The organism is Vibrio pomeroyi (genome assembly GCF_024347595.1).
GTDB classification, from domain to species: domain Bacteria; phylum Pseudomonadota; class Gammaproteobacteria; order Enterobacterales; family Vibrionaceae; genus Vibrio; species Vibrio pomeroyi.
On sequence record NZ_AP025506.1, the window covers coordinates 2677190 to 2693970 of the forward strand.

17 protein-coding genes are annotated in these 16781 nt (G+C 45.0%); 6 read left to right on the top strand and 11 right to left on the bottom strand.

The genetic code is table 11. From position 1 onward, the window contains the following. Nucleotides 1-133: 133 nt before the first annotated feature. On the bottom strand, nt 134-1132 hold the full coding sequence (locus OCV12_RS11625; protein ID WP_261884713.1) for a lytic murein transglycosylase: 999 nt from the start codon (nt 1130-1132) through the stop codon (nt 134-136). Between the two features lie 30 nt (nt 1133-1162). Next, nucleotides 1163-1453, bottom strand: coding sequence for a YcgL domain-containing protein (locus OCV12_RS11630; protein ID WP_017062372.1), 291 nt, complete (start codon nt 1451-1453; stop codon nt 1163-1165). 220 nt (nt 1454-1673) lie between these two features. On the opposite strand from OCV12_RS11630, the gene minC reads away from it, so the two are divergent. Genes minC through minE form a run of 3 tightly spaced genes read left to right on the top strand, consistent with a single transcriptional unit; the run spans nt 1674 to nt 3440 of the window. After that, on the top strand, nt 1674-2336 hold the full coding sequence (gene minC / locus OCV12_RS11635; protein ID WP_017629530.1) for a septum site-determining protein MinC: 663 nt from the start codon (nt 1674-1676) through the stop codon (nt 2334-2336). A gap of 21 nt (nt 2337-2357) precedes the next feature. Then, the gene (gene minD / locus OCV12_RS11640) at nt 2358-3170 is read left to right on the top strand and encodes a septum site-determining protein MinD (protein ID WP_009848498.1); all 813 of its coding nucleotides are present in this window, start codon (nt 2358-2360) and stop codon (nt 3168-3170) included. A gap of 6 nt (nt 3171-3176) precedes the next feature. Continuing rightward, nucleotides 3177-3440, top strand: a complete 264-nt coding sequence (gene minE / locus OCV12_RS11645; RefSeq protein WP_004737949.1) for a cell division topological specificity factor MinE — start codon at nt 3177-3179, stop codon at nt 3438-3440. A gap of 113 nt (nt 3441-3553) precedes the next feature. Here minE and rnd read toward each other — a convergent pair whose 3' ends face one another. From rnd to OCV12_RS11685, 8 genes are all read right to left on the bottom strand, one after another. Next, nucleotides 3554-4672 (bottom strand): ribonuclease D, encoded by a 1119-nt coding sequence (gene rnd, locus OCV12_RS11650; protein ID WP_261884714.1) that lies wholly within the window; start codon nt 4670-4672, stop codon nt 3554-3556. 159 nt (nt 4673-4831) lie between these two features. Beyond that, nucleotides 4832-6526 (bottom strand): long-chain-fatty-acid--CoA ligase FadD, encoded by a 1695-nt coding sequence (gene fadD, locus OCV12_RS11655; protein ID WP_261884715.1) that lies wholly within the window; start codon nt 6524-6526, stop codon nt 4832-4834. Between the two features lie 106 nt (nt 6527-6632). Beyond that, nucleotides 6633-7484: an alpha/beta fold hydrolase gene (locus OCV12_RS11660; protein ID WP_239847834.1), complete on the bottom strand. Its 852-nt coding sequence runs from the start codon at nt 7482-7484 to the stop codon at nt 6633-6635. A 77-nt stretch (nt 7485-7561) separates the two neighbouring features. Continuing rightward, nucleotides 7562-8122, bottom strand: a complete 561-nt coding sequence (locus OCV12_RS11665; RefSeq protein WP_261884716.1) for a Slp family lipoprotein — start codon at nt 8120-8122, stop codon at nt 7562-7564. Nucleotides 8123-8157: 35 nt separating this feature from the next. Then, the gene (locus OCV12_RS11670) at nt 8158-8463 is read right to left on the bottom strand and encodes a hypothetical protein (RefSeq protein ID WP_017062378.1); all 306 of its coding nucleotides are present in this window, start codon (nt 8461-8463) and stop codon (nt 8158-8160) included. A gap of 72 nt (nt 8464-8535) precedes the next feature. Beyond that, on the bottom strand, nt 8536-9237 hold the full coding sequence (tsaB, locus tag OCV12_RS11675) for a tRNA (adenosine(37)-N6)-threonylcarbamoyltransferase complex dimerization subunit type 1 TsaB (RefSeq protein ID WP_048664625.1): 702 nt from the start codon (nt 9235-9237) through the stop codon (nt 8536-8538). Between the two features lie 59 nt (nt 9238-9296). Beyond that, on the bottom strand, nt 9297-11225 hold the full coding sequence (locus OCV12_RS11680; RefSeq protein ID WP_116871772.1) for an ATP-dependent DNA helicase: 1929 nt from the start codon (nt 11223-11225) through the stop codon (nt 9297-9299). Nucleotides 11226-11379: 154 nt separating this feature from the next. Next, nucleotides 11380-11580, bottom strand: a complete 201-nt coding sequence (locus OCV12_RS11685; protein WP_048664628.1) for a hypothetical protein — start codon at nt 11578-11580, stop codon at nt 11380-11382. Between the two features lie 281 nt (nt 11581-11861). Between OCV12_RS11685 and purU the strand changes: the two genes are divergently transcribed. After that, on the top strand, nt 11862-12695 hold the full coding sequence (gene purU / locus OCV12_RS11690) for a formyltetrahydrofolate deformylase (protein ID WP_116872060.1): 834 nt from the start codon (nt 11862-11864) through the stop codon (nt 12693-12695). 258 nt (nt 12696-12953) lie between these two features. Here the strand turns inward: purU and OCV12_RS11695 are convergent, their stop codons facing one another. Beyond that, complete coding sequence (locus OCV12_RS11695) at nt 12954-13550, bottom strand: VOC family protein (RefSeq protein ID WP_261884717.1); 597 nt, start codon at nt 13548-13550, stop codon at nt 12954-12956. A gap of 347 nt (nt 13551-13897) precedes the next feature. On the opposite strand from OCV12_RS11695, the gene argS reads away from it, so the two are divergent. Together argS and OCV12_RS11705 are read left to right on the top strand one after the other, a co-directional pair. Continuing rightward, entirely contained in the window at nt 13898-15631 is a 1734-nt protein-coding gene (gene argS, locus OCV12_RS11700; protein ID WP_261884718.1) for an arginine--tRNA ligase, read from the top strand. A 637-nt stretch (nt 15632-16268) separates the two neighbouring features. Beyond that, nucleotides 16269-16697: an HIT family protein gene (locus OCV12_RS11705; protein WP_261884719.1), complete on the top strand. Its 429-nt coding sequence runs from the start codon at nt 16269-16271 to the stop codon at nt 16695-16697. Nucleotides 16698-16781: the final 84 nt, after the last annotated feature.

Genomic DNA, 16781 nt, shown 5'->3' on the forward strand with positions numbered 1-16781 from the left:
TAAATCTCTGAAATATAAAATCAAAAAGGACTCCGAAGAGTCCTTTAGTTCGTTCTGCCTATGGTAGGCCAATTGCTATCAAAGCAAGCTAGGTCTATTAATCAAATTAAGTCTGCTAATCAAATTAGGCCGATTAATTAAACTTAATTCTGTCTGCTAGGTGGCTAACTGCCAAAGCAAAGTAGTAAGAACGATTCCACTTCATTAACACATTGTAGTTGTTGTAAATGAGGTACGAACGACCCGCTTCGTCATCCGGCATAATCAACCAAGCTTTAATGTCTTCATCAAGCGTCGGCAATGGGCGATCGTCGTAGCGCTTAATACCAAGTTCAGACCACTCTTTTAGGTACTTCGCTTTGTCTTCAGTTCGGCCTTGCAAATCAATAGACACGGTTGACGGTACGTGAACCTGACGGCCCCAAGTGTACTTATCATCCCAACCTGATTGGCTAAGGTAATTGGCTGCCGAAGCAAACACATCTTCTTCAGTACCCCAAATGTCTTTCTTACCGTCGCCATTACCATCAGCGGCAAACGCTAAGAATGAGCTTGGCATAAACTGAGGTTGCCCCATAGCACCAGCCCAAGAGCCTTTCATCTCTTTTGGTGTAATATGGCCTTGATCAAGAATCTTCAACGCCGCCATTGCTTCGCTGCGGAAAAACGCTTCTCTGCGTCCTTCGTAAGCCATGGTCGTTAGCGCATCGATAACACTGTAGTTACCAGTGAACTTACCAAAGTTACTCTCAACGCCCCATAGCGCGACAATGAATCTTGGTTGAACACCATATTCATCACCAATACGCTTTAGCGCTGTGTAATGCTTCTTATAAAGCGAGCGGGCTTGCTTCACTTTCCAATCTGGTACCGCTCGTGGAATGTATTCATCCAGAGTCAGCTTCTTCTCAGGTTGGTTTTTGTCGGCTTTCACCGCTCTTGGCTTAAACGTTACACCATCAAAGGCTTCATCAATGATCGCTTCAGAAACGCCTTCTTCACGGCCTTGTTGCTTTAGTTTTTCTACATATTGTTCGAAGCTCAGCTCTTCAGCGTGTACTGAGCTAATGGTCAGGCTATTACCCAATAGTAATGCTGACACAGCCAATATGGTTTTCGAAAATTTACTCAACGATCACTCCTCCTTGAATTGAGGTGGCTATCACTCTTCGTCTTGAGATTTCTGTTGAGCTTTACGCTCTTTATGAAGCTCAAGTTCGTTAACTGGTGGTGGCGGAACCTGCAAAAAGAAACCATCGGTATTCAGTGATTCTTTCACTTTCTCGATGTTCACTTGAGCCAGTTTACGGCCATCCATTTTAATTACCATTACAAAACTAGGTTTACCAAACATTTGCATCAATGCGTCAGGAACTTGTGAAAAATCATCCTTCTTTGGGATATAAAGGTATGTTCCTTCTTTCTTTGAGCTTTTATATATAGAACACAGCATGACAAACCTTTTTAATTGATTATGACTACAAAACTCTCACTTGCGAGATCAATAGTTTATGTTAGGGAAATATTGGGAACAAAACGTCCATTTGACAACAAGATTACTTGCTGTGCTTGGTTTGGGAATATAACATGATAAACCTAGTTTCAGGCAATGCCCTTTATTTTATTGATAAAGAAATTGTACCAATTCGCTATTGAGGTCCTGTAGTTTTTCGATGTCTAGTAACCCAGATCTAAAAGGTAGCAGCTTTACGCTATCTGTTTTGCACTTATCCGATGATCAAGTCGAAAATGCAGTGTCTTTTCTTCAGGAGAAGGTAGACCAAGCACCCACGTTTTTCGCCGCTGCGCCTGTTGTTATCAACATCAGCAAAGTCGCAGGCGATATCGATTTTGTGCAACTGAAAAATGGTATCTCTCAAGCGGGCATGATCCCGGTTGGCGTGGCTGGCTGTTCTGATAAACGTATGCAAAATCTAGCGAAAGAAGCGGGCTTTGCTGTCATGACGGCAAGTAAATCTCCATCGCAAGCACCCGCTAAGATGGCACCGATTAAGGTGGTTCGAACCCCAATTCGTTCTGGTCAGCAGGTTTACGCGAAAGATGGCGACCTACTCATCCTAAGTCACGTAAGTGCGGGTGCAGAAGTGATTGCCGATGGCAGCATCCATATTCATGGCACTTTACGCGGCCGCGCGATTGCAGGTGCAAGTGGTCAAACTGAAGCAAAAATAATTTGTAATGATTTACAAGCCGAGCTGGTTTCTATTGCAGGAAATTACTGGCTCAGCGATCAAATTGAAAGCGAGTACTGGCAGAAGAAAACCATGTTCAGTATGGCAAACGATGTATTACACGTTGACGTCCTCGCAATATAAGAGAAATAAAAGGAAAAAATAATGGCACGCATTATCGTTGTAACGTCAGGTAAAGGCGGGGTAGGCAAAACGACCTCTAGTGCAGCTATTGCCTCAGGTCTGGCTTTAAAAGGGAAGAAAACCGCAGTTATCGACTTTGATATCGGTCTGCGTAACCTAGATTTAATCATGGGTTGTGAGCGTCGTGTTGTTTACGATTTCGTTAACGTTATCAATGGTGAAGCTACGCTGAACCAAGCGATGATCAAAGACAAGCGCACAGAAAACCTGTTCATTCTTCCTGCTTCTCAAACTCGTGATAAAGATGCACTAACGAAAGACGGTGTTCGTCGCGTATTTGATGAACTTGATGAAATGGGCTTTGATTTCATCATCTGTGATTCTCCTGCGGGTATTGAGCAAGGCGCTCTAATGGCGTTGTACTTTGCTGATGAAGCGATTGTAACAACCAACCCTGAAGTCTCTTCTGTACGCGACTCAGACCGTATTTTAGGTATTCTTGACTCTAAATCTCGTCGCTCAGAAGACGGTTTAGAGCCAGTGAAAACTCACCTTCTACTGACTCGCTACAACCCAGCACGTGTAACTCAAGGTGAAATGCTGAGTGTTGAAGATGTTGAAGAGATCCTACACATCTCTTTACTGGGCGTGATTCCAGAGAGCCAAGCGGTACTGAACGCATCGAACAAGGGTGTTCCAGTTATCTTTGACGAAGCAACCGACGCAGGTATGGCTTACAATGATACTGTAGAGCGACTACTAGGTAGCCAAGTGGACTTCCGTTTCTTAACGGAACAGAAGAAAGGCATCTTCAAAAGACTGTTCGGGGGCTAATACGCAATGTCATTACTAGAGTTTTTCAGACCACAGAAAAAGACGACCGCAAATCTAGCCAAAGAGCGTTTGCAGATCATTGTTGCTGAGCGCCGCAGTCATGACGACCCTGCTCCATCGTACTTGCCGCAACTGAAAGAAGACATCTTGAAGTGTATTGCAAAGTACGTTGAGGTAGATCCATCAATGGTTGATCTTACTTTCGAACACAAAGACGACGACATCTCAGTATTAGAGTTGAACGTTAAACTACCAGAAGACGATAAGTAGTCTTCACTATCTTGTAAGTAGTAAGCAGATTAAATAAAAAAGAGAGCTTAGGCTCTCTTTTTTGTGTCTGCATTTTATATCTGTAACTGGCTAACTCTTATAACAAGTACAGATTACTTAATCGCTTTACTCAGCTTTTCGCCAACCACATCTAAACGCCAACCTTGCATTACATCAGGTAGCTTTTCAGGGTTACGTTGGTGTTTCCAAACCCAGCTTAACATTTGGTTAAGTTGCTTTTTCGATGCCAAAAACTCGGTCGCTAAGCCGCTGTGTTGTGATGCTGTTTTCACTTCATCTTTCAACACTTTGAAGATTTGCTTGTAGCCCGGGTAATCCATTAGACGTTCTACTGGTGCTGGGTACTCTTCTTCTGGCGTGTGTTCCGCTAACTTTACTATTGAGCTGATCTTAGCACCATGGCGACGTACAGAGCGGTAGTCAAAACCTTCCTGTTCCATGTGCTTGGGATCTTTCATAGCGAATCGAGCTACAGCCCACAGGTCTTGTTCTTTGAAAACAAAGTTCAGCGCTAAATCACGCTTAATTGCTTCTTTTAGACGCCAAGTTGCTAGCGGTCTTAAGATAGCTAACTGTTTAGGTTTTAATTGCCATGCACCTTTGATATCAAGGTAAGCATTGTCTGGATTTGCTTTACGAATACGTTTAGCAACTTGTAGGTCAGACTCTTGTTGAGCCGCTTCCCACCAACCCGCTTCCATCACTTTTTCAAGAAGCTTGTTGTACATTGGCATCAGGTAATGCACATCTGCCGCTGCGTAGTCCAATTGCTTTTGAGAAAGTGGACGAGCTAGCCAGTCAGTGCGAGATTCACTCTTATCGAGATCAACACCAACAAACTCTGAAACCAGAGCAGCAAAGCCTGTTGATAAGCCATGGCCTAAGAAAGCAGCCATGATTTGCGTATCCACCATTGGTGTCGGTGTGCAGCCAAATGCGTTCTGGAACACTTCCAAATCTTCACCGCACGCGTGCAGCACTTTCAATACTGAGGCGTCTTTCAACAATCCAACAAATGGTGTCATTTCGCCAAGAGCAATAGGGTCAATCAGTGACAGCGTTTCACCATCAAATAACTGAATCAAGCCTAATTGAGGGTAATAGGTTCTTGTACGAACGAACTCCGTATCAAGCATAACGACATCGGCTTCACGTGCTTGTTGGCAAACTCGCTCAAGGTCTTTCAATTGGGTAATGATTTGATAATCCACAAAAACTCTCACTGGTTTCTATTTGATCGCCGGATACAAAAATGCCGACATTAACTGTCGGCATTCTAACACCATTTTTCAGCGCTCGCTTAGATTAAGCGCCTCAATGGCTTCTCGTGCTATGGTTTCTCGAGTAATGGTTACCCATAAACTGGCTTATTATTCGCTCGCGCGTTTAGCCAATTCTGCATCGTTCTCTTCACGAAGCACACGACGTAAGATCTTACCTACATTGGTCTTTGGAAGATCTTCTCTGAATTCAACCAGTTTAGGGATCTTGTAACCCGTTAGGTGTTCACGACAGTGCGCGATAATGTCTTCTTTGGTTAGGCTAGGGTCGCGCTTCACGACGTAGATCTTAACCAATTCACCGGACACTTCATGAGGTTGACCGATAGCCGCTACTTCGAGCACTTTGCCGTGTAGTGCCACTACATCTTCAATCTCATTCGGATAAACGTTAAAGCCAGACACAAGAATCATGTCTTTCTTACGGTCAACAATGTGCAGTAAGCCTTCGTCATCAAACTTAACGATGTCACCCGTAGATAGCCAACCGTCTTGGTCGATCACTTCTTTGGTTGCTTCTGGACGCTGCCAGTAGCCTTGCATCACTTGAGGACCACGAACTTGCAGTTCGCCCACTTGATCATTAGCAACCACTTGGCCTTCATCATCAACAATACGAACTTCTGTTGATGGTACAGGCAGGCCAATAGCGCCAGTGTAATCTTTAAGGTCGTATGGGTTACCCGTTACCAGTGGTGAACACTCGGTTAAGCCATAGCCTTCCAGCAAGTGAATGCCTGTCGCTTTCTTCCATTGCTCAGCAACAGAGCGTTGAACCGCCATGCCACCGCCAACCGATAGGCGCAGGTTACTGAAATCCAACTCGTGGAAATCTTCGTTATTCACAAGTGCATTGAATAGAGTGTTTACGCCAGTAATCGCGGTAAACGGCACCTTTTGTAGCTCTTTAATGAAACCAGGAATATCACGAGGGTTGGTGATAAGAAGGTTTCGACCACCCATCTCAACAAACAGCAAGCAGTTTACGGTCAGTGCGAACACGTGGTAAAGCGGCAGTGCCGTTACCACCAGCTCACGGCCTTCTTGCAGAACAGGACCGTATGCCCCTTTCGCTTGAAGTACGTTCGCGATCATATTGCGGTGCGTTAGGATTGCGCCCTTAGCCACACCCGTAGTACCGCCCGTGTACTGTAGGAAAGCAATGTCATCACCCGCCATAAACGGCTTCACATACTGAAGACGGCGACCTTTATGCAGTGCTTTTCTGAAAGAGATAGCGCCCGGTAGATCATACTTAGGCACCATGCCTTTTACGTATTTCACTACGAAATCGACAATTGTACCTTTCGCGCGTGGCAGCATTTGCCCTAAGCTGGTGAGTACAACGTGTTTAACTGGCGTGTTATCAACGACTTTCTCTAGCGTGCTCGCAAAGTTTGAAACGATAACAATCGCCTTTGCACCAGAATCGTTCAGTTGATGTTCAAGCTCACGAGGTGTGTACAGTGGGTTGACGTTCACTGCAATCATACCAGCACGCAATACACCAAAAAGTGCAATTGGGTATTGCAGCAGGTTTGGCATCATCAGTGCAACGCGATCGCCTTTCTTCAGTTTCAAATCATTCTGCAGGTAAGCGGCAAAAGCACGGCTGCGCTCTTCAAGCTTACGGAACGTCATTATTGAGCCCATGTTCTCGAATGCTGGTTGGTCTGCGTACTTCTGTACCGACTGTTCAAACATTTCAACAAGAGATGGGTACTGATCTGGGTTGATCGTCTCTGGTACGTCACTTGGATAACGTGAAAGCCAAGGTTTATCCACTATGTTACTCCTCGTTTATCAGCTGACGACTGTTTCGCCGCTTTTTATCATTGCGGTATTACAGCACAGCTTTAGTGCATGAGCACTAAAAGGCTCAAACACTTGTTTAAATTTTGTTAACTACACCAAGAATTAGCTCTGAAACTAACTCTGGACTCTCTAAATGGCAATGATGTCCGCCAGGAACAGTCTCTATATTTAGAGGACTATGGGCTGATTTGTAGCGATTATGCTGCAAATGTCGGAATCCATCATTTCCTAAAACTATTAATTGAGGGCATTCAATAGCCGCCATAATCGCTTCAGCGTGCGCCTGTGACATTCGATATAACGAGTCACATTTTAGGTTAGGGTCGCATCGCCATTGCCAAGAGTTATCTAACTCGACAATTCCTCGCTCTACTATAGGAGCAATTAATTCAGCATTGATTTGATTGGCGTGAGCTCTCAGCTTAATAGCATCCTCAAGGCTTGCCAGAGGACGTGAAGGCTTTCTTCGCTGTCGAAGACGACTGAGTACCCCATCTCTCAAGCGAGAAACCGTTTCTTGGGGAGCTTCTGAAAGAGGTCCGTGACCTTCAATTTGAATTAATCCTGACACCTTTTCAGGAAAGGCGGCACTATAGCAACTTGCGATCAATGCACCAAGTGAATGTCCTACCAGTACCAGTCTGTTTGGCGATAATTTAGTCACCAACTGGTGCAAATCATCAATATAGTCGTGAAACGGGTAGTAACTGCCCGACTTATGCGACGAAAAGCCATGACCAAAGAGATCAATCGCAACCAAGTGAGAGTTGGGGGAAAGTGTTTCGAGATTAGAGAGAACAGAAGAGAAACTCGCGGAGTTATCTAACCACCCATGAATAAAAACGACCGTCGTAGCGGTCGTTTCTGGGTTGCCTATCTGCTGTGTTGCAAGCTTCCCGCTCGCAAGGGAGTATGACTTTTCAATCATCAAGCATCTAATTCCATCTGGTTGCGTAATCAAGCTCTAGTAATCAACCTTTAGTAATCAAGAGCCGGCAAAGTGAGCTACTCTACGTCCTGTATCACTCGACCTTGTCTTGGCATCGTTTGGAAGCTGCGGCAATGTAGACTTCTGCACGAGTAGTAGGTTGGTGCAAAATCGTTAACAACAACGCGCTCCGTAATGTTCCAAAGTCGTTGGTTGTCTACTTGCATCACAGGGAAGGTATAAGGGTACTCCCCTATTTTCCCATCTTCACTGCCGCTTGATTGACCAACCAAAGTAATCAGGCGACCTTCTGCAAAGCTTAGAGGCTCAACATAGCCTTCAATATAACCGACAAAACGTCCGCTTGGTTCTGCGTCTAGATCTGGCTTACCGTTACTAGAAATCGGCATATTAGCGACTTCGATTCGAGTCTTATCTTTCAAGTTAGTTACTTTAGATATTACGCCACCTAATCGAACACTTTTGGCATCCGGTAGTTGGTCGACCCATTGTTGGTAATCGCTAATAACAGGCTCTGATTTTGCTTCGAGTTCGCTAGGTAGTGACGAACACCCTGCAAGCACCAAAATACCAATAGAAAGGGCAATTAAGCGAATTTTAGATAAGTAATTTGACATGGTTCTGGTCCTTAAACAGGCATTAATGACAAGCTCTAGATGTAGATATCGACACCGATAAGCTTTGCAAGTTCTTCTTTCTTCGCCTGATTCATTACATCCATATACTCTTCCATAGCCTTACGTCCTCGGCCTTCTGGAAGATCATACTGGATTTGAGCCTTATGGAGTTCAGACTCTTTAACTTGACGAATAGAGTGGGAAACAGCATTAGCCACCTTAGTTGGTTGCCCAACCGCAGTGCTAGCATCAGATTTTTTTGCCTGCTCCTTCTTTTTGATTCGATTAGGCTTAGACGTGCTGCCTATCGAAGAAGGAGGTAAGTTGTTAATTGATACCATGACTAAATATCTGCCCTCTCAAATCTAAATAATACGCATTTAGATCTAATTTGCATCAGAACCTTGTAAAAATTATTCGCGACCTGGCAGTTTCTTCCAAGTCACTTTGTCACGAAGATAAACTGGCTCAGACTCTTCAGCGGCAACCGCTTTACCTTCTGCGTAAGCAAATTGAGCAAGGAACGCCATATCTTGCGCTTCTGGGAATAGCACTTCACACGCTTTGGTGTTGATCGCTAGAGTATCCATATGTTCTGCGTACGCTTCCCAACCTGTGCCGACTTTTGCCCATGTTTCAGAGTCAGCTTCAAGCTGCGCAGCCAATTCGCTTGGTGGTGTAACACACTCAGCATCAACCGCAGTCCAACGACCGTCTTCTTCACGGCTATAACGAGCCCAGTACACTTCACTCATACGCGCATCAATCGCTGTTGCTACATGAGTTTCACCAAATTTACGGTAGCTGCCTTGCGCCATCGCTGCCAGTGTAGAGACACCGATCATTGGTAAATCCGCGCCAAAAGCCAAGCCTTGAGCAATGCCAATACCAATACGTACGCCCGTGAAGCTGCCTGGACCTTGACCAAACGCGATAGCATCGATATCGGTTAAAGCGACATTCGCTTCTTTCAGTACTTCATCAACCATAGGTAGAATTTTCTTCGTATGGTCTCGAGGAGCCTCTTCGCTACGTGCGAACACCTGGTCACCCATTACTAATGCAACTGAACAGTTTTCAGTTGCGGTATCTACTGCAAGAATTTTCGCGCTCATTTGTGTCTCAAATATTCGTTATCTAATCTAAAAATAATGGCTAAACTCAACAATGCCAGTTACTCAGCAGCGGTTGAATGGTCTTTAGCTAAGAATTCTTTAATGACCCCTAAGTCACGTGTACGAGGGATAGGCGGTAAACTCGCCAAAAATATGCCACCGTAATCGCGAGTCACCAATCGGTTATCGCAAATAATCAAAGCGCCATTATCGCGCTTGTCACGTATCAATCGGCCGACACCTTGTTTCAAGGTAATCACAGCGTCTGGCAACTGTACTTGTGCAAAAGGATCACCCCCTTTTAGCTTACAGTCCTCGATTCGAGCCTTAAGTAAAGGGTCATCAGGGGCCGTAAAGGGCAATTTGTCGATGATAACACAGCTTAATGCATCGCCCCTAACATCTATCCCTTCCCAAAAAGCGCCTGTCGCTACGAGCAATGCGTTACCCAATTCCATGAACTCGGCTAAGGTTTTTTGCTTGCTTGTCTCACCTTGCAATAGAACAGGAACCGTGAGGGTTTCTCGGAATCGCTCTCCCAACTCTTTCATCATGCTGTGTGAAGTACACAAGAAGAAACAGCGGCCTTGGTTTTGCTCGATCACAGGAGTCAGCATTCGAACCAGCTTATCGGCCAACCCCGGACTATTCGGTTCTGGAAGATAACGAGGCACACATAAACGCGCCTGATTCGGATAATCAAATGGGCTCGGTAGTGAAAACTGAGCTGACGGCTTTAAGCCAAGTCGCGATGTGAAATGGTCGAAATCATCGGACACCGCCAAGGTTGCTGAGGTAAATACCCAAGCGCCCGGTTTAAGTTCGATTTGCTCGTGGAATTTATCCGCAACCGACAGTGGTGTGATGTGCAAAGCAAATTGCCTTGGTGTTGTGTCATACCAATAGGAGTACCCCGTAATCGACACATCGCACACACGTTCAATGCGTGACTTAATCATGTTCGCACGTTCAAAAGCCGTGTCTAACAGTTGGCTTCGACCCAGTGCTAGCTTCAATACATCGACGGCCAGTTGCAACGCATCTTGTAGGCGAACTAACTCTCGTGCAATCGACTCCGATTTCAAGGCCTCACGCCAGTTACCACGAAAGCCCGTATCGCCCAATACAATGCGTAGATCGGCGGCAGACTGAACGAGCCTGTCCCCGACCTTTTGTAACTGACGCATGTCTTTTGCTTCAGTTCGGTAGGCGATCTCGATGTCTTTGGCGAGCTCATTAATCTGTCGACTCGACACAGACTGACCAAAATACTGGCTGGCAATATCAGGAAGCTGATGCGCTTCATCAAAGATAAACACGTCGGCTTCAGGAATCAGTTCACCAAATCCGGTTTCTTTGATCGCTAAATCGGCTAGGAACAGGTGGTGGTTTACGACAACCACATCGGAATCCATCGCTTTCTTACGCGCTTTAAGCACAAAGCAATCGGTATAGCTTGGACACTCTTTACCTAAGCAGTTGTCGTTAGTAGAAGTAATCGTAGGAATAATTGGGCTATCTTCTGCAATATCATCACAATCGCCTAAATCACCCGTTTGTGTCGCAGACGACCAACTACGAACTTTCACTAGTTGCGCTAACAGTGTTGGATCGGTGTGAGTGCCATGACTCTCGATCATTTGACGACTCAGCCTATCCAAACACAAATAGTTAGAACGTCCTTTAAGTAACGCAACCTGACCATAAAAGCCGAGCGCATCGACCATTAATGGTAAATCGCGATGAAACAGCTGTTCTTGAAGGTTTTTAGACCCCGTACTAATGATGGTTTTCTTACCACTCAGCAACGCAGGCACTAAGTAAGCAAACGTCTTACCTGTACCTGTTCCAGCTTCAACAACCAATTGGCTTTGTTTTTCAATCGCTTGTGAAACCGCTTCAGCCATGTCTAACTGAGCTTGTCTTGGTTGAAACCCAGGGATTGCTTTGCCCAGAGCACCATCAGCAGAAAACGTTTTAGATATCATAGAGTACGAAGTTTAGAAAAAGAGAAGGCGAATTATGGCAGGTTTAGTGAGCCGGCGCGAATCAAGAATGACTTCGCACCGGAGGTGTTTGGTTTAGTTTGATTTGGTCTGAGTGTCCTGAAAAGAGAAAGGAACAGAAATCAAAGAAAGGGTTTTATTTACGGCTGAGGTAACGCGACAACCAAGGCGCACCTTCAAATTGGTTCTCGCAAGGCTGCATGGCTTTCGCAGCATCGGTTGGTGAGGTTTTGCTTTCCCACATTTCATCTAAAACATTACCATCTAACTCCGTACCACCCGCCAATGAATTCACTCGCTTGCAGTACAGTTTTTTTGCTAGTAACTCTTTATCCATAAGTATCACCTCTATTTTTGGCCAAGGCGTGAATGCCCCGGTTGAAGTTCAAATGCGTACTACGGTCAAAACTTTAAAAATGAAGCTTCTGCCTGTTTTCCTATCTAAAAACTGATATTTCCATATCAAACAATTTATCAAAGCGATAAATGAGCAGCAGAATTTGTTGAAACCAACTTGATAATAGATTAATTATAACGGTGATATTGCGGCTCAGTTCACCGTTCGACGGCCTGCATTTAATTTAAAGAATAAAAATATTTCATGGAAGTAAGATGCAAATGGAAAGAAAAACTTTACTAACACATTGTACTGATGCCCCAGGCCTCATCTCGAAGATCACCAACATTTGTTACAAACACCAACTCAATATTGTGCACAACAATGAGTTCGTAGATAACACCAGCGGCCACTTCTTTATGCGCACCGAGCTAGAGGGTTACTTCAATGACGAAACCTTGTTAGCCGATTTAGACCAAGCGCTACCAGAGAACGCAAAACGCAAGCTAATGAGCTCTTCTCGCAAGCGTGTTGTGATTCTTGTAACCAAAGAAGCGCACTGCCTTGGCGACATTCTAATGAAGAACTTCGATGGCAGTTTAGACGTGGAAATCGCAGCCGTTGTTGGCAACTATGACATCCTACAAAGCCTAACCGAGCGTTTTGACATTCCTTACCACCATGTTTCACACGAAGGTCTGAACCGTGAAGAGCATGAGCAGAAAATGCTAGAAGTGATTGACCAATACGAGGCTGATTACCTTGTTTTGGCTAAGTACATGCGAGTGCTGACTCCGGGGTTTGTTGAAAAGTACAACCACAAGATCATCAATATCCACCACAGCTTCTTGCCAGCATTTATTGGCGCAAAGCCATACCAACAAGCGTATGAGCGCGGCGTAAAGATCATTGGTGCAACGGCACACTTCGTGACTAATGATTTGGATGAAGGCCCAATCATTAAACAAGACGTTATTCCAGTGGATCATAACTTCAGCGCGAAAGACATGGCGCAAGCGGGTCGTGACGTTGAGAAGAATGTTCTGAGTAAGGCGCTCAACAAGGTGATCAACGATCACGTGTTTGTTTACGGCAACAAAACTGTGATTCTGTAAGTCGCTAATTTAGGTTCGGCTTCCAGCTAGAATCCAATAAAAAACGCGCAATAGGGTTAACCCATTGCGCGTTTTTTGTATCTGATGATCAGACTGGCTTTAAGAGATTCCCGACTACGATAGGCTTTCTATCTAGAAAATTTTATATTTAGCAAGCGCTCGCAATAGTTAGTAGACCAACACAACCACTGCACACATCCGTCATTCCGACGAGCCTAAGCGAGATCAGGAATCTCTTTCTTGTTAAGTCCGATCAGACTAAGCCTGCTCTGACTCTACAATATTCTTCAACGAATGTGGGTGCAGCTTGATGCAAATTCCTTGATGCTTGAATGCAACCGTTGGGTTATTCAAACGTTCGCCCTCGCCTTTCGGGCTAGAGAGTTTGATCTTAATACCTTGCTCAGCCAAAGAGTCGAACTTAGCTGCGAACTCTGGGTAAGTCTCTTTCAGATCCGCTAAATATTCATCAGCCGTTTGTGCGTGAGAAGGAATCACGAACTCAACATGTTCCCAATCTTGGCTCGGGTAAATCTTGCCTTCTGCTGGGTATGGCAGCTCTAAGCATTCAATCTTCCAACCAAGGCTTTGCAACGGTTCATCGAAAGCCAACACCACAATTGGGCGACCGTTGATCATCGCCTCTGAAATCGTAGAACCGTACTCAGACCATGCTTGGTGCGCAGATTTCGCAAGCTCAGTTTCATTGATTCTTAGTGCAATATGATCCGCTTGAGCAAAGCTTAAATCCAAACCCAATGTATTTCCTAGGTTCTCAATTTTCGCCATAAACGTATCAAGGCGGGCAATCATTTGTTGTGGTTCGAGTTCGGCTTGCTTGAGGCTCATCGTCATTGTCTGTGTTCTCCCATTTATGGCAGCATGTTATCAGTTTTGCTTTCTTCAACAAGCGTTGCTTTTGCAAAATAGACTCAATAAGTATGCTCATTCGACTCCTTAAACATTCAAACTCGGCTTGGCAAAAGTTGTTTGTCAAAAACCCCTGAGGAAATGTTAATTTTCTATCAATTCGACCTATAAGAAACCGCACAAAATTGGTATGATTACCGCCATTTCTGTGAACTTAAACAGAGTCTGCTGCTGATTTTGGCATTAAATCGTTAACTAGAAGCATAATTAACCAATTTAATGACCAAGAATTAACGGCCACTCTTATCATCCTTGAATTGAAGGAAACGCGTGTGAATATCCAAGCACTTATTAATGACAAAGTATCTCAGGCTCTAGAAGCCGCTGGCGCACCTGCAGGCTCTCCTGCTGCTGTTCGTCAATCTGCAAAACCACAGTTTGGTGACTACCAAGCAAACGGCGTTATGGGCGTTGCTAAACGACTAGGCACTAACCCACGAGAATTTGCTCAAAAAGTATTGGACGTTCTAAACCTAGACGGTATCGCGTCTAAAGTTGAAATCGCAGGTCCGGGTTTCCTAAACATCTTCCTAGATGAAGCTTTCCTAGCAAAACAAGCAGACGCAGCATTGGCTGACTCTCGCCTTGGTGTTGCCGTTGCTGAAACGCAAACTATTGTTGCGGATTACTCTGCGCCAAACGTTGCTAAAGAAATGCACGTTGGTCACCTACGTTCAACTATCATCGGTGATGCAGTTGTTCGTACTCTAGAATTCCTAGGCAACAACGTTATCCGTGCTAACCACATCGGTGACTGGGGTACTCAATTCGGTATGCTTATCGCAAACCTTGAGCGCGTTCAGGCTGAGTCTGGTGAAGTTTCAATGGAACTTGCTGACCTTGAAGGCTTCTACCGTGAATCTAAAAAGCTTTACGATGAAGACGAAGAGTTCGCAGTTAAAGCACGTGGCTACGTTGTTAAACTGCAAAGCGGCGACGAGTTCTGCGCAGAGATGTGGAAGAAGCTTGTTGACGTAACAATGATTCAAAACCAACGCAACTACGATCGTCTAAACGTGTCTCTAACGCGTGATGACGTAATGGGCGAAAGCATGTACAACCACATGCTTCCAACTATCGTTGCGGATCTGAAAGAGCAAGGTCTTGCTAAAGAAGACGACGGCGCACAAGTTGTATTCCTAGACGAATACAAAAACAAAGATGGTGACCCAATGGGCGTTATCATCCAGAAACGTGACGGCGGCTTCCTTTACACAACAACTGACATTGCTTGTGCAAAATACCGTTTTGAAGAGCTAGGCGCAGACCGTGTTCTTTACTTCATCGATTCACGTCAACACCAGCACCTAATGCAAGCTTGGACTATCGTTCGTAAAGCAGGTTACATCCCAGAATCTGTTTCTCTTGAGCACCACGCGTTCGGCATGATGCTAGGTAAAGACGGTAAGCCATTCAAGACTCGCGCAGGCGGTACGGTTCGTCTAGCTGACCTTCTTGATGAAGCTGAAGTTCGTGCAGCACAGCTGATCGAATCTAAGAACCCTGAACTAGCAGAAGACGAGAAGAAAGCGATCGCGAACACAGTTGCAATGGCAGCGGTTAAGTACGCAGACCTTTCTAAGCACCGTACTACTGACTACGTGTTCGATTGGGACAACATGCTTGCGTTCGAAGGTAACACAGCACCGTACATGCAGTACGCGTACACTCGTGTTGCTTCTGTATTCGCTAAAGCTGGCGTTTCTATGGACTCTCTTGAAGGTGAAATCAAAATCACTGAAGAGAAAGAGAAAGCACTTATCGCAAAACTTCTACAATTCGAAGAAGCGGTACAGTCTGTTGCTCGTGAAGGTCAACCACACATCATGTGTAGCTACCTATTCGAACTAGCAGGTCAGTTCTCTAGCTTCTACGAAGCATGCCCTATCCTAGTTGCTGAAGATGAAACTGTTAAACAGAGCCGTCTGAAGCTTGCTGCACTAACTGCGAAGACAATCAAGCAAGGTCTATCGCTTCTAGGTATCGATACTCTAGAGCGCATGTAAGAGATTCGAGATTCGAGATTCGAGATTCGAGATAATTAGAAAGGTTGACGTGAAAGCGTCAACCTTTTGTTTTATTTGGAGGCTACGTTTACTTAGCAAGCTCTGTTACCCACCAACGTCCTCAACAAGAGATCTCCTATTACGCTCCTTCGTCGCTCTAGGAGATGACGGGAATAGGTACCGTGAATCCAAGATAGCATCAATGATGCGCTATCAAACCACACCAAATCGCTATCAATTTCCCAAACCGTTACTCACAACAGTGGGGACGGACGTGATAGGGAATCTCTGAAAAGCGCGTAACCACAGCAAACCAATTCGTTATCCCTCCCCTCCATCGTCATTCCCTACAGTGAGGGACGAACGTGATAGGAAATCTCCCAAAAACACACAACAACAGCAAACCAATTCGTTATCACTCTCCCCAATCGTCATTCCCTACAGTGAGGAACGAACGTGATAGGGAATCTCCGAAAAGCACGTAACCACAGCAAACCAATTCGTTATCACTCTCCCCAGCCGTCATTCCCTACAGTGAGGGACGAACGTGATAGGGAATCTGCTTATTGAGAGCGAAGCACTAGCCACATATCTGTTCCAACCTTATACTCAACTAAAACAATTAATTGGAAAGATCATGAGCTTCGAACTTCATCCCCAATTGGCAAAAGACACTACTATTATTGGCGAATTCCCTCTTAGCCTTGCGCTACTGCACAAAGACAACGCTGTGCCTTGGGTTATTCTGGTACCAAAACGTGCCAATCTAAAAGAACTGCACCACTTACCAATGAAAGAACAGCAGCAGTTCTTACATGAATCTCAAGCGGTAAGCCAAGCACTAGAAGCCACATTCCAACCAGACAAACTAAACCTAGGTGCGCTAGGTAATATGGTGCCTCAACTGCACATTCACCATATTGCACGCTTCAAAGACGACATGGCATGGCCAGGTCCTGTATGGGGTAACACCAAAGGCGAGCAACGCAGTGAAGAAGATCAAGCCGCTATTCTGACTCGTATTCAAAACGTGCTGTCACTGAGCTCTATCTTCAAGAAAGCGTAATTAGAGTCTCTCGTTAAGCTTCAAACCAGACAGTTCAGAAAAGACACATAACAAAAAGCCGCTTATCTAAAATAGATAAGCGGC